General features: G+C 75.0%; 21 protein-coding genes. 13 read left to right on the top strand and 8 right to left on the bottom strand.

The window, feature by feature from the left end:
• Positions 1-10: 10 nt before the first annotated feature.
• Positions 11-1,774, bottom strand: coding sequence for an ATP-binding protein (locus tag G9H72_RS01245; RefSeq protein ID WP_166166350.1), 1,764 nt, complete (start codon positions 1,772-1,774; stop codon positions 11-13).
• A gap of 112 nt (positions 1,775-1,886) precedes the next feature.
• Between G9H72_RS01245 and G9H72_RS01240 the strand changes: the two genes are divergently transcribed.
• Positions 1,887-3,071 carry a hypothetical protein gene (locus G9H72_RS01240; protein ID WP_166166348.1) on the top strand — a complete coding sequence of 395 codons (1,185 nt, stop codon included), beginning with the start codon at positions 1,887-1,889 and terminating at the stop codon, positions 3,069-3,071.
• Between the two features lie 18 nt (positions 3,072-3,089).
• On the opposite strand, the gene G9H72_RS01235 is transcribed toward G9H72_RS01240, so the two are convergent.
• On the bottom strand, positions 3,090-3,896 hold the full coding sequence (locus G9H72_RS01235; RefSeq protein WP_166166346.1) for a siderophore-interacting protein: 807 nt from the start codon (positions 3,894-3,896) through the stop codon (positions 3,090-3,092).
• A gap of 77 nt (positions 3,897-3,973) precedes the next feature.
• On the opposite strand from G9H72_RS01235, the gene G9H72_RS01230 reads away from it, so the two are divergent.
• Genes G9H72_RS01230 through G9H72_RS01210 form a run of 5 tightly spaced genes read left to right on the top strand, consistent with a single transcriptional unit; the run spans position 3,974 to position 8,880 of the window.
• A complete protein-coding gene (locus G9H72_RS01230; protein ID WP_231126165.1) occupies positions 3,974-5,029 on the top strand; it encodes an iron-siderophore ABC transporter substrate-binding protein in 1,056 nt (351 codons plus the stop codon).
• Positions 5,026-6,072, top strand: a complete 1,047-nt coding sequence (locus tag G9H72_RS01225) for a FecCD family ABC transporter permease (RefSeq protein ID WP_407939513.1) — start codon at positions 5,026-5,028, stop codon at positions 6,070-6,072. The genes G9H72_RS01230 and G9H72_RS01225 overlap by 4 nt, the downstream gene beginning before the upstream one ends.
• 5 nt (positions 6,073-6,077) lie before the next feature.
• Complete coding sequence (locus G9H72_RS01220; protein WP_231126264.1) at positions 6,078-7,136, top strand: FecCD family ABC transporter permease; 1,059 nt, start codon at positions 6,078-6,080, stop codon at positions 7,134-7,136.
• Positions 7,133-7,954 carry an ABC transporter ATP-binding protein gene (locus G9H72_RS01215; protein ID WP_166166342.1) on the top strand — a complete coding sequence of 274 codons (822 nt, stop codon included), beginning with the start codon at positions 7,133-7,135 and terminating at the stop codon, positions 7,952-7,954. The genes G9H72_RS01220 and G9H72_RS01215 overlap by 4 nt, the downstream gene beginning before the upstream one ends.
• Positions 7,951-8,880, top strand: a complete 930-nt coding sequence (locus G9H72_RS01210) for a siderophore-interacting protein (protein WP_166166340.1) — start codon at positions 7,951-7,953, stop codon at positions 8,878-8,880. The genes G9H72_RS01215 and G9H72_RS01210 overlap by 4 nt, the downstream gene beginning before the upstream one ends.
• A 4-nt stretch (positions 8,881-8,884) precedes the next feature.
• On the opposite strand, the gene G9H72_RS01205 is transcribed toward G9H72_RS01210, so the two are convergent.
• A complete protein-coding gene (locus G9H72_RS01205) occupies positions 8,885-9,478 on the bottom strand; it encodes a Maf family protein (protein ID WP_166166338.1) in 594 nt (197 codons plus the stop codon).
• Positions 9,479-9,510: 32 nt separating this feature from the next.
• The gene (locus tag G9H72_RS01200) at positions 9,511-9,939 is read right to left on the bottom strand and encodes a DUF6636 domain-containing protein (protein ID WP_331271873.1); all 429 of its coding nucleotides are present in this window, start codon (positions 9,937-9,939) and stop codon (positions 9,511-9,513) included.
• A gap of 240 nt (positions 9,940-10,179) precedes the next feature.
• On the opposite strand from G9H72_RS01200, the gene helR reads away from it, so the two are divergent.
• Complete coding sequence (gene helR, locus G9H72_RS01195; protein WP_166166334.1) at positions 10,180-12,348, top strand: RNA polymerase recycling motor ATPase HelR; 2,169 nt, start codon at positions 10,180-10,182, stop codon at positions 12,346-12,348.
• Here the strand turns inward: helR and G9H72_RS01190 are convergent.
• Positions 12,335-13,432, bottom strand: coding sequence for a LacI family DNA-binding transcriptional regulator (locus G9H72_RS01190; protein ID WP_166166332.1), 1,098 nt, complete (start codon positions 13,430-13,432; stop codon positions 12,335-12,337). The two genes, helR and G9H72_RS01190, sit on opposite strands and share 14 nt — an antisense overlap.
• Positions 13,433-13,534: 102 nt before the next feature.
• Here G9H72_RS01190 and G9H72_RS01185 point away from each other — a divergent pair, with 102 nt between their 5' ends.
• From G9H72_RS01185 to G9H72_RS01165, 5 genes are read left to right on the top strand one after another with little or no spacing between them, the layout of a single operon-like run.
• Entirely contained in the window at positions 13,535-14,758 is a 1,224-nt protein-coding gene (locus tag G9H72_RS01185) for an MFS transporter (protein WP_166166330.1), read from the top strand.
• 54 nt (positions 14,759-14,812) lie between these two features.
• Complete coding sequence (locus G9H72_RS01180; RefSeq protein WP_331271872.1) at positions 14,813-15,778, top strand: ABC transporter ATP-binding protein; 966 nt, start codon at positions 14,813-14,815, stop codon at positions 15,776-15,778.
• Positions 15,775-16,659: an ABC transporter permease gene (locus tag G9H72_RS01175; RefSeq protein ID WP_166166327.1), complete on the top strand. Its 885-nt coding sequence runs from the start codon at positions 15,775-15,777 to the stop codon at positions 16,657-16,659. Before G9H72_RS01180 ends, G9H72_RS01175 begins: the two co-directional genes overlap by 4 nt.
• A complete protein-coding gene (locus tag G9H72_RS01170) occupies positions 16,656-17,615 on the top strand; it encodes an ABC transporter ATP-binding protein (RefSeq protein ID WP_331271871.1) in 960 nt (319 codons plus the stop codon). Before G9H72_RS01175 ends, G9H72_RS01170 begins: the two co-directional genes overlap by 4 nt.
• A complete protein-coding gene (locus G9H72_RS01165) occupies positions 17,612-18,343 on the top strand; it encodes an ABC transporter permease subunit (RefSeq protein WP_166166325.1) in 732 nt (243 codons plus the stop codon). The genes G9H72_RS01170 and G9H72_RS01165 overlap by 4 nt, the downstream gene beginning before the upstream one ends.
• A gap of 279 nt (positions 18,344-18,622) precedes the next feature.
• Here G9H72_RS01165 and G9H72_RS01160 read toward each other — a convergent pair whose 3' ends face one another.
• From G9H72_RS01160 to G9H72_RS01150, 3 genes are all read right to left on the bottom strand, one after another.
• Positions 18,623-20,134 carry a hypothetical protein gene (locus G9H72_RS01160; protein WP_166166323.1) on the bottom strand — a complete coding sequence of 504 codons (1,512 nt, stop codon included), beginning with the start codon at positions 20,132-20,134 and terminating at the stop codon, positions 18,623-18,625.
• A 129-nt stretch (positions 20,135-20,263) separates the two neighbouring features.
• On the bottom strand, positions 20,264-20,485 hold the full coding sequence (locus G9H72_RS01155) for an acyl-CoA carboxylase subunit epsilon (protein WP_166166319.1): 222 nt from the start codon (positions 20,483-20,485) through the stop codon (positions 20,264-20,266).
• Positions 20,482-22,101 carry an acyl-CoA carboxylase subunit beta gene (locus G9H72_RS01150; RefSeq protein ID WP_166166317.1) on the bottom strand — a complete coding sequence of 540 codons (1,620 nt, stop codon included), beginning with the start codon at positions 22,099-22,101 and terminating at the stop codon, positions 20,482-20,484. The genes G9H72_RS01155 and G9H72_RS01150 overlap by 4 nt, the downstream gene beginning before the upstream one ends.
• On the opposite strand from G9H72_RS01150, the gene G9H72_RS01145 reads away from it, so the two are divergent.
• On the top strand, positions 22,100-22,912 hold the full coding sequence (locus tag G9H72_RS01145) for a biotin--[acetyl-CoA-carboxylase] ligase (RefSeq protein ID WP_166166315.1): 813 nt from the start codon (positions 22,100-22,102) through the stop codon (positions 22,910-22,912). The genes G9H72_RS01150 and G9H72_RS01145 overlap by 2 nt on opposite strands.
• Positions 22,913-22,918: the final 6 nt, after the last annotated feature.

Here is a 22,918-nt window from a genome sequence, read left to right as displayed (position 1 = left end):
CTGGTCCGCGTCAGCCGGCGATCTCGCAGATGACGGCGCCGCTGGCGAGCGTCGCGCCCACCATGGCCGCGAGGTTGGTCACCGTGCCGGCCTTGTGCGCGTTGAGCGGCTGCTCCATCTTCATCGCCTCGAGGACGACGAGCAGGTCGCCGGCGGCGACCTCCTGGCCCTCGGTGACCGCGACCTTGACGATCGTGCCCTGCATCGGGCTCGTCACCGCGTCGCCGCTGGGGGCCGCGAGGGAGGCCTCGGTGCGCGCGCCGCGGCGGGCCGGGCGGCGTACGCCCCGGCTGGCCGAGGCGACCGAGGCGGCGCCGGCGGTGACCCAGCCCGGGAGCACGACCTCGAGCCGCTTGCCGCCGACCTCGACGACGACCCGCTCGCGGTCGCCCTCGCCCTCGGGGTGGACGTGCGGGCCGGCGTAGGCGTCGAGGTCGAGGCGCGCCTCGGTCTCGATCCAACGGGTGTGCACCCGGAAGGGGTTGTCGGTGAAGGCGGGGTCCTCGAGCACGGCGCGGTGGAAGGGAAGCGCGGTCGGCATCCCCTCCACCTCGAACTCGGCGAGGGCGCGGCGGGCGCGCTCGATGACCTGCTCGCGGGAGAAGCCGGTGACGACGAGCTTGGCCAGCAGCGAGTCGAAGGCGCCGCCGACCTCCGAGCCCTCCTCGACGCCGGCGTCCAGCCGGACGCCGATGCCGCCCGGCGGGCGCCAGCGGGTGACCCGGCCGGGAGCCGGCATCCAGTTGTTCGACGGGTCCTCGCCGTTGATGCGGAACTCCATCGCGTGCCCGCGGACCGGCGGGTCGTCGTAGCCGAGCGGCTCGCCGGCGGCCACGCGCAGCTGCTCGCGGACGAGGTCGATGCCGGTGACCTCCTCGGAGACCGGGTGCTCGACCTGCAGCCGCGTGTTGACCTCGAGGAAGGAGATCGTTCCGTCCTCGGCGACGAGGAACTCGCACGTGCCGGCCCCGACGTAGCCCGCCTCGCGCAGGATCGCCTTGGAGGACTCGTAGAGCCGGTCGATCTGGGCATCGGTGAGGAACGGCGCCGGGGCCTCCTCGACGACCTTCTGGTGGCGGCGCTGCAGCGAGCAGTCGCGCGTGCTGACCACGACGACGTTGCCCTGCGTGTCCGCCAGGCACTGGGTCTCGACGTGGCGCGGGCGGTCGAGGTAGCGCTCGACGAAGCACTCACCGCGGCCGAACGCGGTGACCGCCTCGCGCACCGCCGAGTCGTAGAGCTCGGGGATCTCCTCGAGCGTGCGTGCGACCTTGAGCCCGCGCCCGCCGCCGCCGAACGCGGCCTTGATCGCGACCGGCAGGCCGTGCTCGCGGGCGAAGTCCACGACCGCGTCAGCCCCGGGGACCGGGTCCGGGGTGCCGGGCACCAGCGGGGCGCCGACCTTCTGGGCGATGTGGCGCGCGGTCACCTTGTCCCCGAGCGCCCGGATGGCGGCGGGCGGCGGGCCGACCCACACCATGTCGTTGGCGAGGACCGCCTCGGCGAAGTCGGCGTTCTCCGCCAGGAAGCCGTAGCCGGGGTGCACGGCGTCGGCGCCGCTCTGCCGGGCGGCCCCGAGGATCTTGTCGATGACGAGGTAGCTGTCGGCCGGCGTCGTGCCGCCGAGGGAGTACGCCTCGTCGGCGATGCGGGCGTGCAGCGCGTTGCGGTCGGGGTCCGCGTAGACGGCGACGCTCTGCAGGCCGCTGTCGCGGCAGGCGCGCGCGATGCGGACGGCGATCTCGCCACGGTTGGCGATGAGGACCTTGTGCAACTGACGCCCTCCCGGCTTGGACGAACAAGTCACCCTAGCCGTCGGCCCCGCGACGCCCCGCGCTGCGTCGGAGTGGCGGGCCGGGGCCGGCCCGGACGCTAAGGTCGGGGCCATGGCCTCGCGAGTCCTGCTACACGTCGGGCTGCAGAAGTCCGGGACCACCTATCTGCAGCACGGCCTGTCGGAGAACGTCGACGCGCTCGCCGCTGCCGGTGTCACCTACCCGGTACGGCGCGGCGACGAGTTCGACGTGCCCAACCACCAGCGGGCGTTCTACGGGCTGCTGCGCGGCGAGATCTCGTACGTGAGCGACGCCCACGCCGAGCAGGCCGCCCCCACCTGGGAGTGGCTGCGTGCCGAGATCGAGCAGGCGCCCGGCGCGGTGCTGCTCTCGGCGGAGGGGCTGGCCTTCCTGCGCCCCAGCGCGGTCCGCCGCACCGTCGAGGCGCTCGGCGTCGACGACGTGACCGTGCTCGTCACCGCCCGCGACCTGGCCCGCACCCTGAGCTCGGCGTGGCAGCAGAACGTCCGGGCCAGCCAGAGCCACTCGTTCGAGGCCTTCCTGGCCGCCCGCGCGGCCGACCGCGACGCCGCCGCCCGGCGCGACGACGAGGACGTGGTGCGCGCGCCGTGGCGGGCGTACGCCCTCGCCGACCTCGTGCGCCGGTGGGGCGCGGTCGTCGGCATCGACAACGTCCGGGTCGTCACCAACGCGGGCTCGCCCCCGCGGCTGCTGTGGGACCGCTTCCTGCACGCCCTCGAGGTTCCCGGCCTCACGAGCCTGCCGCAGCCCAAGCTCAGCGCGGCCGAGGCGCACGTGGGGCTCACCTGGCCCGAGGCCGAGCTCATGGCGTCGGTCAACGCGGTGCTGCGCGAGAAGGACTGGCCGCTGCACCGGGCCAACGAGCTGCGCCGCACTATCATCCGCGACGGCCTGGTCCCGCGCGAGGAGCGCGGGCCCAAGATCGTGATCCCGGCGCAGTGGCGGGCCGCGGTGGAGGAGTGGGCGCAGGCCGACATCAGCGGGCTGCGCGAGACCGGCGTACGCGTCGTCGGGGACCTCGCGGACCTCGAGCCGCGCGTGCCCAAGGACGCCGAGGACGTGGGCTACTCGGTGCTCGAGGACATCCGTGCCGCCGCCGCCGCAGCCGTGGTGGCCGCCGCGGTCGCGCCCCCGCCCGGGGCGAAGCCGGCCAAGGCGCCCGCCCCTGCCGCGCAGCCGCGGACGCCCGGGATGATGGAGCGGGCCCGCTCCACGTTCCGTCGGCGGGTGCGCGGGCGGCGGGCGCACGCCTGAGCCACCCGGCCGAGGGCGTCAGGACGCCTCGGCCTCCATGGCCGCGACGAAGTCGCCCTTGACACGGCGCCAGGCCTCGTCGGTCATGGTGCGCCGCCAGTAGGGCGAGCAGGACATCGCCGTCCGCGGGACCCCGCGCTGCAGCAGGTGGCGGCGTACGGCCCGGATCTCCTCCGCCTCCCCGTGGACGAACGCGTGCACCGCGTCCGTCGAGCCGGCCGGGAAGTCCAGGCCGCGCAGTGCCTCGAGCAGCAGGTCGACGTCGGAGGCCGCGCCGGTGCGGTGCAGCCACGCGACGTCCAGGCCGGGGGCCGCAGGCAGCTCGACCTCGTGGCCGGGCCCGTCGCAGACCAGCCGGACGACCGCGCGGGCGCCGGCCGGCAGGGCCTCGAGCGAGGCGGCGATGGCCGGCAGCGCGGACTCGTCGCCCACGTGCAGGTGCCAGCCGGCTGCGGGGTCGGGACGGTAGCCGCCGGCCGGGCCCTCCAGCACGAGCACGTCGCCGGGCTGGGCCGCCGCCGCCCAGCGCCCCGCCACGCCCACGTCGCCGTGCACGACGAAGTCGATCGTCAGCTCGCGCTCGGCCTCGTCCCAGCGCCGGACGGTGAAGCGGCGGCGGGCCGGCCACTCCTCACGCGGACGGGTCTCGCGGACCTGGGCGCAGTCGAAGGCGCCGGAGTAGCCGGCTCCCTCGGGGGCGAAGGCGAGGTTGACGTACGCGTCGGTCGCCTCGGTCATGACGAAACCGTCCAGACCCCCTCCGCCGAGCACGATCCGCACCATCGACGGAGTGAGCTGCTGCTTGCGGACGACCAGGCCGTGCATGAGTTCTTCTCCCAGGTAGGTGAGGCTTACCTTAACCTTGCCCTCGGGGGAATCGACGCTTGACGGAAGGAACCGCTTTGCTCCGCTCTTCTCGTACGGTGGTCGGTGCCCTGACCGCCGTCGCCGCCCTGCTGCTCACCGGCTGCGGGGGCTCCGACGACGACGAGGCGACGACCGCCGCGCCGTCGACGCCCGAGGCGTCGGCGTCCGCGCCCGCCCAGCAGTTCCCGATCACGATCGAGCACGCGCTGGGCACGACGACGATCGAAGCGAAGCCCGAGCGTGTCGCCACCGTCCAGTGGGCCAACCACGAGGTGCCGCTGGCCCTCGGCGTGGTGCCGGTCGGCATGGCCGCTGCGAACTTCGGCGACGACGACTCCGACGGCCTGCTGCCGTGGGTGAAGGCCCGCCTCGACGAGCTCGGCGCGACGACGCCGGTGCTCTTCGACGAGACCGACGGCATCGACTTCGAGGCGGTCGCCGACACCGACCCCGACGTCATCCTCGCCTCCTACTCAGGGCTCACCCAGGAGGACTACGACACGCTGAGCGAGATCGCCCCGGTCGTCGCCTACCCGGAGGTCGCCTGGGGGACCGACTGGAAGGACATGATCCGGCTCAACAGCCAGGGCATCGGCATGGCCGCCGAGGGCGAGCAGCTGATCACCGACCTCGAGAGCGAGATCCAGCAGGCCGCGGCCGCGAGCCCGCAGATCGCGGGCAAGAAGACGATGTTCCTCACGCACGTCGACCCGACCGACCTCAGCGAGGTCAGCTTCTACACCACCCACGACACCCGGGCGAAGTTCTTCGGCGACCTCGGGCTGGGCACCCCGAAGAGCATCGAGGACGCGTCCGCGTCGAACGACCAGTTCTCCGGCACCATCAGCGCCGAGCAGGTCGACCAGTTCGACGACGTGGACATCATCGTGACCTACGGCGACGACGAGCTCGTGAAGACGCTGAAGGCCGACCCGCTGCTGTCGAAGATGCCCGCCGTGGCCAACGACGCCATCGTGCTGCTGCCCTCGACCCCGCTGGGCACGGCGGCCAACCCGACGCCGCTGGCCATCTCGTACGTCCTCGAGGACTACGTCGGCATGCTCGCCAAGGCCGCTGACGCCTCCGCGTGACGGCTGTCGCTCCCCCTCCCGCGGTGTCCGCCGTGAGCGCCGTCCCCGTACGGCGCCCGCGGCGGGCCCTGTGGGCCCTGCTCGCGCTCGCCCTGCTCGTCGTGCTCGTCGCCCTGTCGGTGGCCATCGGATCCCGGGGCGTCACGCTCTCGGACATCTGGGCCGGGCTGACCGGCGGTGACGAGACCATCGCCGAGGCGGCGGTCGCGAAGCGCGTGCCCCGCACGCTGCTCGCGGTGGTCGTCGGCGCCGCCCTCGGCCTGGCCGGCGCCGTCATGCAGGGCGTCACCCGCAACCCGCTGGCCGACCCGGGCATCCTCGGCGTGAGCATGGGCGCCGCGCTCGCGGTCGTCATCGGCATCGCCTGGTTCGGGCTCTCCGTCGCGAGCGACTACGTCTGGGTCGCGATCGCCGGCGCGGGGGTCAGCGCGGTGTTCGTCTACGCCGTGGGCTCGCTGGGCCGCGGCGGCGCGACCCCGCTCAAGCTGGCCCTGGCGGGAACTGCCACCTCGGCCGCGTTCGTCTCGTTCATCACCGCCATCGCGCTGCCGCGCGGGGACATCTCCGCGAACATCCAGTCCTGGCGGGTCGGGGGAGTCGGCGGCGCGACATACGACACCATCGGCCTGGTCGCGCCCTTCCTCCTCGTCGGCTTCGTCGTCAGCGTCCTGTGCGCCCGCGGCCTCAACTCCCTAGCGCTGGGCGACGAGCTCGCGGCCGGGCTCGGCGAGCGGGTCGCGGTCGCCCGGGCCACCGCCGCGCTCGGCGCCGTGCTGCTCTGCGGCGCGGCGGTGGCGGTGGCCGGCCCGATCTGGTTCGTCGGGCTCGCGGTGCCACACCTGGCCCGGCTGCTGGTCGGGGTCGACCACCGGTGGGTGCTGCCGTTCTCCACCGTCCTCGGCGCGTGCCTGCTGACCGCGGCCGACGTGGTCGGCCGCGTGGTCGCCCGGCCGAGCGAGCTCGACGTGGGCATAGTGACCGCCTTCGTCGGGGCGCCGGTGTTCATCTGGATCGTCCGCCGGCAGAAGGTGCGTGCACTGTGACGGCCCTGCTCCCCGCGGCCGCGACCGCTCGCCCCGGGCTGACCGCCGAGGCGGTGGCCGCGGGCCGCGCCCGGCGCGGCCGCCGCCGCCTCGTCGTCGCCGCCGTGCTCGCGGTGCTCATCGTCGCGGCGTTCCTCGCCAACGTGATGCTCGGCCGCACGTTCTACGCCTTCCCCGACGTCGTCCGCGTCGCCCTCGGCGAGGACGTGCCCGGCGCCTCCTTCGCGGTGGGCCGGCTGCGGCTGCCGCGGGCAGTGCTCGCCGTGCTCGCCGGTGCCTGCTTCGGCCTGGGCGGCGTCACCTTCCAGACCATGCTGCGCAACCCGCTCGCCAGCCCGGACCTCATCGGGATCACGGCCGGTGCCAGCGCGGCCGCCGCGTTCGCGATCGTGACGCTGGGGCTCAGCGGGACCGACGTCTCGCTCGTCGCGATCGTCGCCAGCCTGGGCGTCGCACTGCTGATCTACGTCCTGTCCTTCCGGGACGGGGTGCACGGGACGCGGCTGGTCCTCATCGGCATCGGCATCGCCGCGATGTGCGTCAGCATCACCGACTACGTCCTCACCCGGGCCAGCCAGTGGGACCTGCAGGAGACGCTGCGCTGGCTCTCCGGCAGCCTCAACGGCGTCTCGTGGGCCGAGGTGCTGCCGACGATGGGCGCGCTCGTCGTCCTCGCCCCGGTCCTGCTGGCGCAGTCGCGCAACCTGGGGCTGCTGCAGCTCGGCGACGACGCGGCGTCCGCGCTGGGGGTCGACGTCGAGCGCACCCGGGTCCTGGTGATCCTGGCCGCCGTCGGGCTGATCGCCTTCGCCACGGCGGCCACCGGCCCCATCGCGTTCGTGGCGTTCCTGTCCGGGCCGATCGCCGCCCGCATCGTCGGTCCCGGCGGCTCGCTCCTGCTGCCCGCCGCCCTCGTCGGCGCGCTGCTCGTGCTGCTCGCGGACTACTGCGGCCAGTACGCCTTCGACACCCGCCTGCCGGTCGGTGTCGTGACCGGTGTGCTGGGCGCGCCGTACCTCGTCTACCTCATCGTCCGCTCCAACAGAGCCGGGGGCTCGCTGTGACCACAGCCCACACCCTGCGGGCGGAGGGGCTCACCCTCGGCTACCGCGACCGGGTCGTCGTGTCCGGGCTGGACCTGACGGTGCCGCCGGGCAAGGTGACCGCGATCGTCGGTGCCAACGCCTGCGGCAAGACGACGCTGCTGCGCTCGATGTCGCGGCTGCTCTCGCCCAAGGGCGGTCACGTCCTGCTCGACGGCAAGCAGGTCCACCGGACCCCGGCCAAGGCGCTGGCCCGGACGCTCGGCCTGCTCCCGCAGTCGCCGATCGCGCCCGAGGGCATCGTCGTCTCGGACCTGGTGGGGCGCGGGCGCCATCCGCACCAGGGCGTGCTCACGCGCTGGAGCAAGGAGGACGACGCCGCCGTCGCCGCCGCGCTGGAGGCGACCGACACGGCCGAGCTGGCGGACCGGCCGGTCGACGAGCTGTCCGGCGGCCAGCGTCAGCGGGTGTGGATCGCGATGGCGCTCGCGCAGCAGACCGACGTGCTCCTCCTCGACGAGCCGACGACCTTCCTCGACGTCAGCCACCAGGTCGAGGTCCTCGACCTGCTCACCGACCTCAACCGCTCGCGCGGCACCACGGTGGTCATGGTCCTGCACGACCTGAACCTCGCCGCCCGTTACGCCGACCACCTCGTCGCCATGGTGGCGGGCCGGATCCACGCGCTCGGCACGCCCGAGGACGTGCTGACCGAGGACACGGTGCGCGCGGTCTTCGGCCTGGACAGCACGGTGATCGTCGACCCGGTCTCGGGGAGGCCGCTGATGCTGCCGATCGGCCGTCATCACGTCCTGGCGACGACGGGGCGGCCGGCATGACCGCCGCGCCGGTCGCCGCCCCCGTCGCGCCGTGGGGGCTCTTCCTCACCGCTGCCCGCCGGGTGCAGCGGCTGAGCCCGAGCTTCGTGCGGGTGACCCTGGCCGGGCACGACCTGCATCACGTCGCGGACCAGGGCTGGGACACCCGCTGCAAGCTGCTGCTGCCGGTGCCGGGCGCCGGGCTCGACGTGCTGCCCGGCGGCCCGGACTGGTACGCCGGCTGGCGCGCCCTGCCCGACGAGGCCCGGCTGCCGATGCGCACCTACACCGTGCGCGCCGTGCGCCCCGAGCTCGGCGAGGTCGACGTCGACCTGGTGCTCCACGAGCCGAACGGCCCGGCCGGGCGCTGGGCCGCCGCGGCGGTCCCGGGCAGCCCGGTCGGCTTCGTCGCCCCGGACGCCCGGCACCCCGGCCCCTACGGCGGCTACGAGTTCCATCTGCCGGCCGACGACCCCGACGTCCTGCTCGCCGCCGACGAGACGGCGGTGCCCGCGGTGGCGGCCATCCTCGAGCGGCTGCCGCGCACCGCGCACGGCACGGCGCTGCTGGAGGTCCCGTACGCCGCCGACGTCTTGGCGATCGACGCCCCGCCCGGCGTCCGGCTGCGCTGGCTGGGCCGGGAGGGGGCGGCGCACGGGAGCCTGCTGCTGCCTGCGGTCCGGGAGGCGCTCGCGCTGCGCTCGGCCGGGTGCGGGCCGGAGGCGGTTCCCGTCCCCGATCCCGACGCGGGCCCGGACGCCGGCGCGGAGGCGCTCGTCTGGGACGCCCCCCAGGACGTCGACCGCGGCAGCGGCCCCTACGCCTGGGTGGCCGGTGAGGCCGGCATGGTGCGCGACCTGCGCCGGTGCCTGCTGGCCGAGCACGCGCTGGACCGGCGACGGGTCGCCCTCATGGGCTACTGGCGGCGCGGGCGCGCCTCGGGGTGACCCCTCAGCGGGGCGCCCACAGCGCGGGCCAGGCGACACCGAGCTCGCCGACCATCCGCCGCAGCAGCGGCAGGCTGATCCCCACCACGTTGTGCGGGTCGCCCACCAGGCCGTCGACGAACGCGCCGCCGAGGCCGTCGACGGTGAACGCCCCCGCGACCACGAGCGGCTCCCCGGTGGCGACGTAGGCCTCGATCTCGGCGTCGGTGACGTCGGCGAAGCGGACCAGCGTCCCTGCGCCCCGCGCGACCTCGCGGCTGTCGGCCGTGTCGATGACGCAGTGGCCGGTGTGCAGCGTGCCCGTCCGCCCGCGCATCCGCCGCCAGCGCTGCCGCGCCTCGTCCGCGTTCGCGGGCTTGCCGTGCACCTCGCCGTCGAGCTCCAGCACCGAGTCGCAGCCGACCACGAGCGCCGTGCCCTCGACCCGGCCCGCGACCGCCCGCGCCTTCCGGACGGCGAGCTCGAGCGCGACGTACGCCGGCTCCCCGGCCACGTCGGACTCGTCCACGCCGCTGACGAGCACCTCGGGGTCGAGGCCCGCCGCGCGCAGGGTCTTCAGCCGGGCGGGGGACTGGGAGGCGAGGACGAGCCGGGGCACGGGCGAAGGCTACGGCGTGCCCCGGCCGCCGCTCAGAAGACCCGCTGCCGCGCCTTGCTCAGGGTGAAGCCGTGCGCGCGCTTGTTGGTGCAGGTGAGCCCGCTCTCCCGGGACACGCAGGTGAAGGGCCCGACCTTGATCGAGCGGCCGTACCGCACCGTCCGGGCCTGCTCGGGGTTGCCGATGAAGTCGCTGACGCAGAGGTAGCGCCCCTTGCCCGTGGCATCGAGGCCGAAGGCGTGCCCGTAGTCGAAGTCGCACGCCCGCGGCCGGCGCGGCGGGGTGTTCGTCGTCTCGAGCATGTCGCAGCGCAGCTGCCAGCCGCCGTCGCTGTAGACGGCGCACTGGACGTTCCCGGACGGCGTCTGGAACCAGACCATGTCGTCAGCCTGGGCGGCGGGAGCGGGGAGCGCGAGCGCCGCGCCGGCGCACGCGAGGGCGAGGGCTAGTCGTCGTAGCACGAGGAGGAGGAGGGCCGGGCAGGGCTGGTGATACCGGAACGGCTGCGTCGTCGACGGCTGCCGCCATGGCCCGGGGACGACGAAGGCGGGAAGCGCCAGCTCCCCGCCACTGTCAACCTATAGCGGGCCCGGGGGCTTGTGGCAAGACCCCTGTGGTGCCGCAGAATCGCCGGTCGGAAGCACCGATTGCCGAACTCGGAGTCGCGAAATGCTTGTGTTCCATCGGCCGGGGGTGCCCGCGTGAGCCCGGCGGCCACCGGTGCGTTCGACCTGCCCGGGCGGCTCGCGGCGAAGGCGGTGCCCGATCTGATCGACAGCGACGAGCGGCACTTCGCCGCGATCGCGCAGAGCCTCGAGGAGACGGTCGTCGACCTGTCCGCGCGGCTGGCCTCCGCGCGCCGTGGCCCGGGCGGGCCCGGGCAGGAGGCGCTCGACCGGGACCAGGAGGTCCACCGGCTGACCGCGCGGCTGCGGGCCCTGCGCCGCTTCGGGATCGACCTGTGCCTGGGGCGCATGGTGCCCGCGGACGGCTCCGAGCCGGTGTACGTGGGCCGGCTCGGGCTCGCCGACCGCGCCGGCCGGCGGCTGCTGGTCGACTGGCGGTCCCCTGCGGCCGAGCCGTTCTTCGGCGCCACGCACGCCGACCCGATGGGGCTGGCCAGCCGGCGCAGGTACCGCTGGACGCGGGGGCGGGTGAGCGACTACTGGGACGAGGTGTTCGCCCTCGACGGGCTGGACGAGGTCGGCGGGAGCACGGGGCAGGCCGCCGCCCTCGACGACCAGTCCGCCTTTCTCGCCACGCTCGGCGCCAGCCGGTCCCCGCGCATGCGGGACGTCCTGGGCACGATCCAGGCCGACCAGGACGCGGTCATCCGGGCCGGGTCGGCCGGCACGCTGGTCGTCGACGGCGGCCCCGGCACCGGCAAGACCGTGGTCGCGCTGCACCGGTCGGCGTACCTGCTCTACACCGACCCGCGCCTGGGCCACCACCGCGGGGGCGTGCTCTTCGTCGGCCCGCATCAGCCGTACCTGTCCTACGTGGCGGACGTGCTCCCGAGCCTCGGGGAGGAGGGCGTGCGGACCTGCACCCTTCGCGACCTTGTCGCCGAGGGCGCGGCGGCCACGGTCGAGGCCGACCCGCAGGTCGCGCGGCTCAAGGCCTCGGGGCGGCTGGTCACGGCGATCGAGCCGGCCGTCCGGCTGTACGAGGAGCCGCCCACGCAGGCCCTCGTCGTCCGGACCGAGTGGTCCGAGCTCCGGTTGGAGGCCGAGGACTGGGCCGAGGCGTTCGCGGCGGCCGAGCCGGGCACGCCGCACAACGACGCGCGGGACCAGGTCTGGGAGGAGCTCGTCGCGATCCTGGTCGACAAGGACGACGGCGAGGCCCCGCCCGAGCTCCTGCGCCGCTCGCTCCTGCGCAACTCCGAGCTCCGCACGGCGCTGGGCCGGGCGTGGCCGCTGCTGGAGGCCAGCGACCTGGTCGGGGACCTGTGGTCGGTGCCGGCGTACCTGCGCCGGTGTGCCCCCTGGCTGTCCGCGGAGCAGGTGCGCGCGCTGCAACGCCCGCGCCCGGACGCCTGGACGGTGTCGGACCTGCCGCTGCTCGACGCGGCGCGGCAGCGGCTCGGCGACCCGGCGGCCGCCCGGCGCAGGCGCCGGCAGGAGGCGGCCGCCGCCGCCGAGCGCGAGCGCATGGAGCTCGTCGTCGACAACCTCATCGCCACCGACGACTCGGACATGCTCGTGATGTCGATGCTGCGCGGGGAGGACCTGCAGGAGGCCCTGGTCGACGCGGCCGCGCTGCCGGCCGCAGACCCGGACCTGCTGGCCGGGCCGTTCGCGCACGTCGTCGTGGACGAGGCGCAGGAGCTGACCGACGCCGAGTGGCAGATGCTGCTGAGCCGCTGCCCGTCGCGCAGCTTCACGGTCGTGGGCGACCGCGCCCAGGCCCGGCACGGCTTCGCCGGGTCGTGGGCCGAGCGCCTCGGGCGGGTCGGGCTGGACCGCGTGCAGGTCGCGTCCCTGCGGCTCAACTACCGCACCCCGGAGGAGGTCATGGTGGAGGCCGAGCCCGTCATCCGGGCCGCGCTGCCCGACGCCAACGTCCCGGTCTCGGTACGCCGCAGCGGCATCCCGGTCCTGCACGGCACGACGTCGCAGCTGAGCGAGGTGCTCGAGCGTTGGCTCGCGGACAACGCCGAGGGGACGGCCTGCGTCGTCGCCGCCGCGTCGCCCGTGGCCTCGGGCCGTGTCCGCGCGCTGACGCCGGTGCTGGCCAAGGGGCTGGAGTTCGACCTCGTCGTGCTCGTGGACCCGCAGCGGCTCGGCGCCGGGGTCGAGGGGGCGGTGGACCGCTACGTCGCCATGACCCGCGCGACGCGGCAGCTGGTGGTGCTCAGCAGCGGTTGACGCGCGGCGGGCCCGTGGAGGCCCGCACCACCAGCCGCGCGGGCAGCACGGGCGCCGCGTCGACGGGCCGCCCGGCCAGGGCCGCGAGCAGTGCACGGGCCGCGACCTCGCCCTTCTCGCGCAAGGGCTGCGCGACGGTGGTGAGCCCCGCCTCGGCGGCGAGCGGGCTGTCGTCGAACCCGACGACGGAGAGGGCGCCGGGCACCTCGGCGGACCGGGCCTGCGCGGCGCGGACGACGCCGAGCGCGAGCACGTCGCTGACACAGAGGACGCCCGTCACGGGAGAGGGGGCGGCGAGCAGGGCCGCCGTCGCCCCCGCCCCCGCCTCCGCCGAGTTGGCCCCGGCCTGGTGCACCTCGAGCGACGAGAGCGGCAGGCCGGCCGCGCGCCACGCGTCGGCGTAGCCCGCCAGCCGCTCGCGGATCACGCTGCTGGCCGCGCGCCGGGCGTCCGCCCAGGTGGCGCGCCCGCGCGCCGGTGCCGTGGCCAGCCGGTCCACGAGCACCGCCACCCGGCGGTGCCCGAGGGAGAGCAGGTGCTGCGCCGCGGCCTGCGCCCCGCCCCTGTCCTGCACGCGGACCACCGCGACCCACGGCGCCCCGGTGGCGTCGCGCGGGCTGTCCACCGCGACCAAGGGCAGGCCGCGGGCCACGAGCGCGGGAAGCGCCGGGGAGTCCTCCTCGATGCTGTAGACGATGGCGCCGTCGACCACCGCGCGCTCGAGCGTGGGCAGGCCGCGGGCCGCGGGGCCGGGCGCCCCGGGGGACGCCGGCGGCGCGGGCAGCAGGGTCAGCCCGACGTCCTCGGCGTCGCCCACCGCAGCCACCCCGGTGAGGAACGCCCCCGCCGCCGGGTCGCCGAGGGCGTACCCGAGGTTCTCCGCGAGCACGATGCCGATGATGCCCACGCGGCCACGCCGCAGCGAGGCCGCGGCGGGGTTGGGGCCGGCGAAACCGAGCGCCGCGGCGGTCTCCGTGACGCGCGCGCGCACCGCCTCGGACACCCGGCCGGTGCCGTTGAAGACGTTGGAGACCGTCGCGGTCGAGACGCCCGCGGCCGCGGCCACGTCGCGCAGCGTCGCCACCCCGGCCGCCCCCCGTCCCGCCGGCCCTGCCGGCCGCTCGCGAGGAGCAGTCTAGGCGGGCTATGGTTAAACGGTTAATCAAACCGTTCGACGGAGACCCGCATGAACGAGCAGACCCCGGTCGCCCCCGCACCGGCCGCCTCGGGCCGCGCGCCCGCTCCCGCCGTGGCGGCCCGGTTCGCCACCGCGGTCGTCTTCCTGGTCAACGGCACGGCCTTCGGGTCGTGGGTCGGGCGCATCCCCGACGTGAAGCGGGCACTCGAGCTGCAGAACGGCGAGCTCGGGCTGATCCTGCTCGGGCCGGCGGTGGGCGCCGTGCTCGGCATGCAGCTCGTGCCGCCCGCGATCGCGCGCTTCGGCGAGCGCCGCACCCTGACCGTGGCGGCGCTGCTGATGCCGCTCGTCCTGCTCCCGGTCGCCGTGGCGGGCGGCCCGGTGGCGCTCGCCGCGGCGCTCGTCGCGCTCGGGGCCGCCAACGGGCTGCTCGACGTGTCGATGAACGCGCAGGCGGTGCGGGTGGAGCGGGCCTACGCGCGGCCGATCATGAGCAGCTTCCACGCGTGGTTCAGCATGGGCGGCTTCCTCGGCGTGGCGCTGGCCGGCCTCGCCGCCCAGCTCGACATCGGCCCGCGCGCCAGCCTGACGGCCACCGCTGTCGTGCTCACGCCGGTCATGCTGGCCGCGAGCACCCGCCTGCTGCCCGACGGGTACGCCACGGCGGCCGAGGAGCCGGGAGCCGGCAAGCGCGCCATGCCGCGCGACGCCCGCCGCCGCGTCCTGCTGCTCGGCGTGCTGGCCTTCGTCTGCCTGCTCGGTGAGGGTGCGGCCGCGGACTGGGGCGCCGTCTACGTGCGCGACGAGCGGGACGCCGGCCCCGGCCTGGCCACCGCCGCGTACGCGGCCTTCAGCCTGTGCATGACGCTCGGGCGGCTCGTGGGGGACCGGGCGACCGGCTCGTGGGGCCCCGTGCGCACCGTCCGGCGCGGCGCGGCCCTGGCCGGCGCCGGGCTGCTGGCCGGGCTGCTGCTGCCCGGCAGCGTCTCGGCGATCGCCGGGTTCGCGCTGCTCGGCGCCGGCCTCTCGGTGCTGGTCCCCGTGCTGTTCAGCGCGGCGGGCGGCATCCCCGGCGCGGCCGCCGGGGCCGGGATCGCCCGGGTCAGCACGCTGGGCTACCTCGGCTTCCTCGTCGGGCCTCCGGTCATCGGCGGGATCGCCGAGGTCGTGGGGCTCGGCCCCGCGCTCGCCGTCCCGGCCCTGCTGCTCGTGGGCGTGGTCCTCGCGGCCCCGGCCGTCGACGTGCGCGGCCGCCCACCGGCCGGCCGCTGACACGCCCAAGATCGCGTCACCCGTCCGGGCCACCGGCCCCGCTATGGTGCCGATGTGGCCGCCAACGAGACCCCCGCGCTGGAGTGCGTCGGGGTCAGCAAGAGCTTCGGCCGGGCCGGGTCGCGCGGCGGGGTGCAGGCGCTGTCCGACGTGACGGTGACGGTGCGCGCCGCGGCGACCGGCCTGCTCGGGGCCAACGGTGCCGGCAAGTCCACGCTCATGAAGGTCGCGCTGGGGCTCACCCCGCCCGACTCGGGCACGGTCCGCGTGCTTGGCATCGACGCCGCCGCCGACCGCGACGCGGTGCGCCGCCGCGTGGGCTACATGCCCGAGCACAACTGCCTGCCCACCGAGATGTCCGCGCAGGACATGTGCGTGCACATCGCCCAGCTGCGCGGGCTGAACCGCCGCGACGCGCGGCGGCGTACCTCCGAGGTGCTCTTCGCGGTCGGGCTCGAGGAGGAGCGCCGCCGGGCCATCGGGACGTACTCGCTCGGCATGCGGCAGCGGGCCAAGCTGGCCCAGGCGCTCGTGCACGGGCCCGACCTCGTGGTGCTCGACGAGCCGACGAGCGGGCTGGACCCCGCCGGGCGGCGCGAGATGCTCTCGATCGTGCGCCGGCTCTCCCGCGAGCTCGGCATCCGGGTGCTCGTCTCCTCCCACGTGCTCGAGGACATCGAGCAGACGTGCGACGAGGTGGTGGTGCTCCGGTCCGGCAGGCTCGCGGCCCAGCAGGCGGTGGAGCCGGCCGCCCGCGTCGGGCCGGTCGCGCTGCGCGTGACCGGGGACCTCGGCGCGTTCGCGGGGATGCTCAACTCCCGCGGGGTGCCGACGTACCCGACCCAGCAGGGCGACATCGGGATCGCGGTCGGCGACCAGACCACACTGACCCTCGTGCGGGACCTCGCCGCCGAGCAGGGCGTCGGGATCCTGCGCCTCGCCGACGAGGGGGACCGGCTGGAGGAGGCCGTCATCGACGCGATGTCATCGGACCGTCCCGCCGGCGGGGGGCGCTCGTGACCGCCCCGACCCGGCCGCCCGCCGTCCTCTACGACATCCGCTACTCCCGGTTCACCGGGCAGCTGCGCCCGCGGGTGTACGCCGTGCTGGCGCTCGCCCGGTCGTCGGCGCTCGGGGCACTGGGCGTGCGGCGCTCGACCGGCGCGAAGATCTGGCCGTTCCTGCTCGTGGTGGTGGCGTACGCCCCGGCCGTGGTTGCGGTGGGCATCCCGCTGCTCGTCCCGGACAACGACGAGTTCACCGAGCCGCTGGACTTCGTGAGCTATTACGAGCTGCTCGCGCTCATCGCGACGCCGCTGCTCGCCTACGTCGCGACCACGATCCCGTCGCTGCTCACCCGTGACCGCCGGGACCGTGTCCTCACGCTCTACTTCTCCACCGCGCTGTCCGCCTGGGAGTACGTCCTGGGCAAGGTCATCGCGGCGCTGCTGCTGATCCTGCTCGTCACCCTCGGCCCGCTGCTCGTGCTGCTGGTCGGCGGCGCCCTGGTCTCGGACTCGCCGATCGACTACGTGGGCGACCACGCGGGGGACCTGCCGAAGGTCGTGCTGGCGGGCATGCTGCTCGCCCTCTTCCACGCCGGCTGGGGGCTCGCGATCGGGTCGCTCACGCCGCGGCGGGTGTTCGCGGTCGGCGGGTATCTCGGGGTGATGCTGGTGGCCTCGACGCTCGGCGGCGCGGTGGCTTCCATCAGCAACTCCGACGCCTTCCTCGCCTTCGTGCTCCCGATCGTGCCGATCGACATGACCGCGTCGTTCCTCGACACCCCGGAGGGCAACGTCACCGCTCCGCAGGGCCTGCTGTGGACGGTGTGGCTCGTCGTCGTGCTCGGTGCCGCGGCCGTGCTCTGGCGGCGCTACCGGGGAGGGCGGGAGTCGTGACCGCTGCTCCCGTGGCCCCGGTGTCGACCGCGCCCGTCGTCCTGGACAACGTCTCCAAGTGGTTCGGCGACACGGTGGCGCTGTCCGACGTGTCCTACGAGCTCTACCCCGGCGTCACCGGCCTGCTCGGCCACAACGGCGCCGGCAAGTCGACCACCCTGTCGCTGATGGCCGGCTGGACCGCGCCCAGCCAGGGCACCGTGCGCGTGCTCGGGCGCGACCCGCGGGCCGAGCCGACGGTCCACGAGGGGCTCGGCGTGGTCCCCGACTCGGAAGGGCTCTGGCCCTTCCTCACCGCCCGGCAGACGGTCGAGCTGCTCGCGTCGCAGCGCGGCGTCGCGTCGGCCGGGGCCGCGGCCACCGCCGCCCTCGAGCGGGTGGGGCTGACCGAGGCGGCCGACCGCAAGGTGGCCGGCTTCTCCAAGGGCATGCGGCAGCGGGTCAAGCTCGCCCAGGCGCTCGCCCACGACCCCGCGGTGCTCCTGCTGGACGAGCCGCTCAACGGGCTGGACCCGGCGCAGCGGCGCGCGGACGTCGAGCTCATCCGCCGGCTCGGCGCCGAGGGCCGCACCGTGCTCGTGTCCTCGCACATCCTCACCGAGGTCGAGCGCATGGCCAGCCGGCTGCTCGTCGTCGTCAACGGCAGGCTCGTGGCCGAGGGCACGGCCGAGGGCATCCGCGACCTCATGACCGACCGGCCGCGCACCGTGCGCATCTCCACCGACGACCCGCGCCGCCTCGGCGGCCTGCTGCTCGCCGACGGCCTCGTGCACGCGGTCGAGCTCGAGGGAGAGGAGCTCACGGTGGAGACCGCGCAGGCCGTCGCGCTGGCGACCCGGCTGCCCGTGCTCGCGCGCGAGGCCGGGCTCTGGCTGCGCCGGGTCGAGCCGGTCGGCGAGGATCTCGAGAGCGTCTTCGCGGCGCTCACCAGCGCCGCCCGGGGAGTCGGCCGATGACGATGTTCGGGCTCGCGCTGCGGGCACTGCTCGTGCGCGGGCGCACGCTGGCGATCGCGTTCCTGCCGCTGGCCATCGGCATCGTCGCCGTGATCATCCGGCTCGCCGCCGACCCGGTCGACTTCGACAGCGCGTACGCGACCCTCGGCGGCAACCTGCTGATCGGCGTCGTGCTGTCGCTGGTCTCCCTCGTCATCGGGGTCAACGCGTTCGACGACGAGCGCGAGGGCGGCACCCTGCCGTTGCTCATGTCCACGTCGACCCCGCGCTGGCGCATCGTCGGGGCCAAGCTGGCGGCGGCCTGGATCACCACCGTGCTCGTCAGCCTGCCGGCGGTCGTCGGCATCGGCGTGCTGGGCACCGGGGAGGAGCTGGACACCGGCAAGGTGTGGTCGTCCCTGCTCGCGGCGACCCTGCTGACCGCGGCGGCGTACACCGCCCTCTTCGTCCTGCTGTCGCTGGTGTCCGGGCGGGGCCTCTTCATCGGCCTGGCCTACGTCGTCATCTGGGAGATCTCGCTGGCCGGCCCGGTCACCGCGCTGCGCAACCTCTCCGTCGCCGCCTACGGGCGCCGGGTGCTCGGCGCGCCCTGGGCCGAGGACCTGGTGCCGTTCAACATCGCCGACGTCGGGGTCGTCGTCGGGGGTGTCGTGCTGGCGGTCGCTGCTGCGGCGCTCGGGGTGCTGGCCGTACGGCGGCTGCCGCGGATCGACGCGGCGGCGGGGTAGCTGCGCGGGCGCGTGCGCGGTCTGCCGTCTCGCGCGGCTGCATGGTCGTGGGGCCGAGCCCGCGCGCCCGACCGGCGGTACGTGGGGCCTCGGGTGCCGGGCGGTTCGCCGGCCGTGGACGGGGCCGCGCGGCGGGGGTCGCGCCGCCGCCGGTCGTGACCCGTCCTCGCAGCCGTCTGCTCCCTCTCGTCCCGCCGGTCCGGCACGTGGCGGGCTCGTGATCGCGATGCGTCGAGGGCGACGCCCCTACCAGCTCGGAGCTGACCGGCCGGGTGACCGCTACCCGATGGGACGTCCGGGAGGCGCCCAGGGCGGCAGCACGAAGAGAGAAGCCGTGCCGCCACCCTGGGCGGAGCCCTGATCGTCGCCGCCGCTCGCTACGGATGTGACGTCAGCGCGTCGACGGCTACGGGACCGGAGCCACCGACGACGCGTACGGCGACCGTGTGGCAGCGTGGACGAGCGCCACAGGACGGTGTCTGCTCGACGGGTGCGCGCCCGGAGGCTCACCCGCGCGACGTCGCGGCCGTCAACGCTGACGAGGAGCACACCCTGCCGCGGCCCGACCAGGCCCTTGAGCTCCAGCCGCTTGGCGGTCACCGACCACGTGAGCCGCGCGCCCGGCGCGCGGGAGACCGACAGCGTCCCGCGGTAGCTCGCGGGGTCCCGGACCCGGGCCCATCCGCTGCTCCGGCGTGCCTGCCGGTCGTCGTACGGCATCTGCACCTGCACCGAGGTGAGCGGGCCTGAACCGCCGGCCCGGTCGATGCCACGGACCGCCAGCCGCAGGACGACCCCTGGGGAGCCTCCGAGAGCAGGTGCCGCGAGGGTGGTCCGGCGCGTCTTGGCGGGCACGTGCGCCACCGGGCGCAGCGGGGCGCCGGAGCGGGCCTGCAGGACCTCGTACGACACGTAGGACCGCGGCGCGGGCAGGCCGAGCACGACCGATGGCGTCCCCGCGGCGCGCACGGTCGCGCTCACCTTGACTTGTAGCCCGGGCACGACCAGGTTCAGCGGACCGTGCTCCGCGCCGTCGATGCCGAGTCCGGTGATCGCGTAGGAGTACGTGGTGCCGGCCTGGACCCCGATGTCGCGGAAGCTGTCGCCCTTGCCCTCGTAGACGAGCACGGCAGGTCGACCGGGCCCGTCGGTGCGGGTCACCCGGACGCCCGTGAGCAGGCGGGCGGGGTTCGACCAGCTGAGGACCAGCGCGCCGTCCGGTTGCCACTGGCCGACCGCACCTGTAGGCGTCGAGACGTCCGGGACAGGGCCGGTGACGATCGCAGGCACCCCCTCCGAAGCGTGCAGCGAGCGCGTCACCGGCAGCGGGGGCGTGCCCGCGGCCACGGCGAGCCGCCGGACGTCGAGTTGCGTGTCCATGGGCGGCTCGGCTTCGCAGACGGCCGAGCCGGGGCAGCCGGCTATGGCCACCGTTCCCGGGTACTCGGTGTGGGACAGGGACTTTGGGGCGGAGAACCAGAGCGTGTCGCCGTCGGGTGACCAGGTTCCCGTCGCGTCGGGAGCCAGGCCCTCCAGGTTCTTCAAGGGAAAGAAGAACGGGTACTTCGTCGAGAAGCCCGAGTCCAAGCGCCCGACAGCCAGCGCGCCTTCGCAGGCGAGGGCCAGGAAGCCCGTCACCGGCGCGACACGTACCCACTGCCGCGGTGACGCGCACTGCCCGCCGTTCGGCAGGACGTCGTAGCTGCCGTTCTGGAGCCACCCCCACCCCATCGACGGGCTGGAGACGAGCAGTCGGCCCGTAGTGGCGGGGTCGAAGGCGCCGGCGAGCATCCCGTCGCTGCCCGGTACGACCGTGCGGGTCCCGTCCGCGGCGACCGTCTCGAGCTGTAGCGGCTCAGCGCGTCGCTGCCGGTCAGCGGCGGTTGCGTCGCTGCAGGGCTGTAGCGCCGGCCGGCGCCCTCAGAGCCCCCGCACCGCCGCCTGCCACGCACCCGGCCCGGGATGCAGCATGCGCCGGTGCGCGTACGCCCGATTGCCCCACGCGGACCGGTGCGGCGGCTCCGCGGGGGGCTGGGCAGCCGCGTGCGAGATCAGCACGGCGAGCAGGGCGGCGATGTCCTCGGGGGCGGCGCTGCCGTGGACGACCGAGACCTCGTCGCCGGGCTCCTGCGGGATGCTCACAGCGGGATGTTCCCGTGCTTCTTGGGCGGCATCGACTCGCGCTTGGTCCGCAGCAGGCGCAGTGCGCGGGTGATCGAGGCGCGGGTCTGCGACGGCGGGATGACCCCGTCGATGTGGCCCCGCTCGGCGGCGACGTAGGGGTTGGCGAGCGTCTGCTCGTACTCCTCGATGAGCTGCGTGCGGTCGCCGTCCGGGTCCTCGCTGGCCGCGAGGGTCTTGCGGTGCAGGATGTTGACCGCGCCCTGCGCGCCCATCACCGCGATCTGGCCCGTCGGCCAGGCGAGGTTGACGTCGGCCCCCAGGTGCTTGGAGCCCATGACGAGGTAGGCGCCGCCGTAGGCCTTGCGCGTGATGACGGTGAGCTTCGGGACCGTGGCCTCGGCGTAGGCGTAGATCAGCTTGGCGCCGCGCCGGATGATGCCGTCCCACTCCTGGGCGGTGCCGGGGAGGAAGCCCGGCACGTCGACGAACGTCACGACGGGGATGTTGAACGCGTCGCACGTGCGCACGAAGCGCGCGGCCTTCTCCGAGGCGTCGATGTCCAGCGTGCCGGCGAAGTGCATGGGCTGGTTGGCCACCACGCCGACGGTCCGGCCCTCGACCCGGCCGAAGCCGACGCAGATGTTGGGCGCGAACAGCGGCTGCACCTCGAGGAACTCGCCCTCGTCGACGACCGCCTCGATGACCTTGCGGATGTCGTACGGCTGGTTCGGCGAATCCGGGATCAGCGAATCCAACGACAGGTCGACGTCGGTCGGCTCGAGGTCGACCTCCGTGTGCCAGTCGGGGGCGTCCTCGAGGTTGTTGCTCGGCAGGAAGGAGAGCAGGGCCCGGACGTAGTCGAGCGCGTCCTCCTCGCCGTGCGCCATGTAGTGCGCGTTGCCGGAGGTGGTGTTGTGCGTCCGCGCGCCGCCGAGCTCCTCGAACCCGACCTCCTCACCGGTGACCGTCTTGATGACGTCCGGCCCCGTGATGAACATGTGCGAGGTGCCCTCGACCATGATCGTGAAGTCGGTCAGGGCGGGGGAGTAGACCGCGCCGCCGGCGCAGGGGCCGAGGATCACCGAGATCTGCGGCACGACGCCGGACGCGGCGACGTTGCGCGTGAAGATGTCGCCGAAGAGGGCGAGCGCATTGACGCCCTCCTGGATGCGGGCCCCGCCGCCGTCGTTGAGCCCGATCACCGGGCACCCGGTCTTGAGCGCCATGTCGAGCAGCTTCACGATCTTCTGCCCGTGGCGCTCACCGAGGCTGCCGCCGAACGCGGTGAAGTCCTGGCTGTAGATGAAGACCTGGCGCCCGTCCACCGTGCCGTAGCCGGTGATCGCGCCGTCGCCGTGCGGCCGGTTGCGCTCCATGCCGAAGTCGGTGGACCGGTGCCGGGCCAGCTCGTCGATCTCGACGAACGACCCCTCGTCGAGGAGCAGGTCGATGCGCTCGCGGGCGCTGAGCTTGCCCCGCTTGTGCTGCATCTCCTGGGCGCGCGCGGCGGCGGCGCGAACCTCGGCCTGGCGGCGCTCGAGCTCGGCGCGCCGCCCCGCCGTCGTCTTGGGATGCGGCGCGTCTCCCGCGGAAGGAGGTGGCGACACGGGGAGGGCGGAGGGCTCGGCTGCCATGGGCCCCTACCCTATCCGCGTGTCGGACTTCCGCCCCGCGCTGCGCGCGTCCGAGCTCAACGTCAGGCTCGCCGGGGGCCTCTGGGACCTCGAGGTGGTGCGCGAGACCGGCTCCACCAACGCCGACCTGGCGGCCCGCGCCCGCGATGGCGCACCCATGGGCACGGTGCTCGTGGCCGACCTGCAGACCGCCGGCCGCGGCCGGGCCGGGCGCTCGTGGTCCGCACCCGCCGGGTCCAGCCTCGCGGTGTCCGTCCTGCTCCGGCCGGTCGACGTGGCCGCCGAGCGCTGGGGCTGGCTGCCGCTGATGGCGGGCGTGGCCGTCGTCGACGTCGTCCGCCGGGTCGCTGGCGTCGAGGGAGCCGCGCTCAAGTGGCCCAACGACGTGGTGGTCGGCGACCGGAAGCTGGCCGGGCTGCTGGCCGAGCGGGTCGACACCCCGGCCGGGCCCGCGCTCGTCCTCGGCATGGGGCTCAACACCACCCTGACCGCGCAGGAGCGGCCGGTGCCCACGGCGACCTCCCTGCTGCTCGAGGGGGCCACGGAGACCGACCGCACCAGGGTCCTGGTCGCGGTGCTGAGCGAGCTCGCCGAGCGCTACGTCGCCTGGGCCGCGGCCAGCGGGGACGCCGAGGCGTCCGGGCTCGCCGCGGCGTACACCGCGCTCTGCGCGACCATCGGCCGGGACGTGCGCGTCGAGCTGCCGGGCGGCGAGGTGCTGGCCGGTCGGGCCGACGCGGTGGACGACGAGGGCCGGCTGGTCGTCGACGGCCGGGCGGTCAGCGCGGGGGACGTGGTGCACGTCCGCTGACCGTCC

This window comes from Motilibacter aurantiacus, from assembly GCF_011250645.1.
GTDB classification, from domain to species: Bacteria; Actinomycetota; Actinomycetes; order Motilibacterales; family Motilibacteraceae; genus Motilibacter_A; species Motilibacter_A aurantiacus.
This window is presented reverse-complemented; position numbering and strand designations above follow the sequence as displayed.

Excerpts from the sequence above, each read along its gene's own strand:
- G9H72_RS01240 (WP_166166348.1), top strand. The coding sequence starts at position 1,887 with ATGGCCTCGCGAGTCCTGCTACACGTCGGGCTGCAGAAGTCCGGGACC.
- G9H72_RS01235 (WP_166166346.1), bottom strand. The coding sequence starts at position 3,896 with ATGCACGGCCTGGTCGTCCGCAAGCAGCAGCTCACTCCGTCGATGGTG.
- G9H72_RS01210 (WP_166166340.1), top strand. The coding sequence starts at position 7,951 with ATGACCGCCGCGCCGGTCGCCGCCCCCGTCGCGCCGTGGGGGCTCTTC.
- G9H72_RS01185 (WP_166166330.1), top strand. The coding sequence starts at position 13,535 with ATGAACGAGCAGACCCCGGTCGCCCCCGCACCGGCCGCCTCGGGCCGC.
- G9H72_RS01165 (WP_166166325.1), top strand. The coding sequence starts at position 17,612 with ATGACGATGTTCGGGCTCGCGCTGCGGGCACTGCTCGTGCGCGGGCGC.
- G9H72_RS01160 (WP_166166323.1), bottom strand. The coding sequence starts at position 20,134 with ATGCTCGCCGGCGCCTTCGACCCCGCCACTACGGGCCGACTGCTCGTC.
- G9H72_RS01145 (WP_166166315.1), top strand. The coding sequence starts at position 22,100 with ATGGGCCCCTACCCTATCCGCGTGTCGGACTTCCGCCCCGCGCTGCGC.
- G9H72_RS01150 (WP_166166317.1), bottom strand. The coding sequence starts at position 22,101 with ATGGCAGCCGAGCCCTCCGCCCTCCCCGTGTCGCCACCTCCTTCCGCG.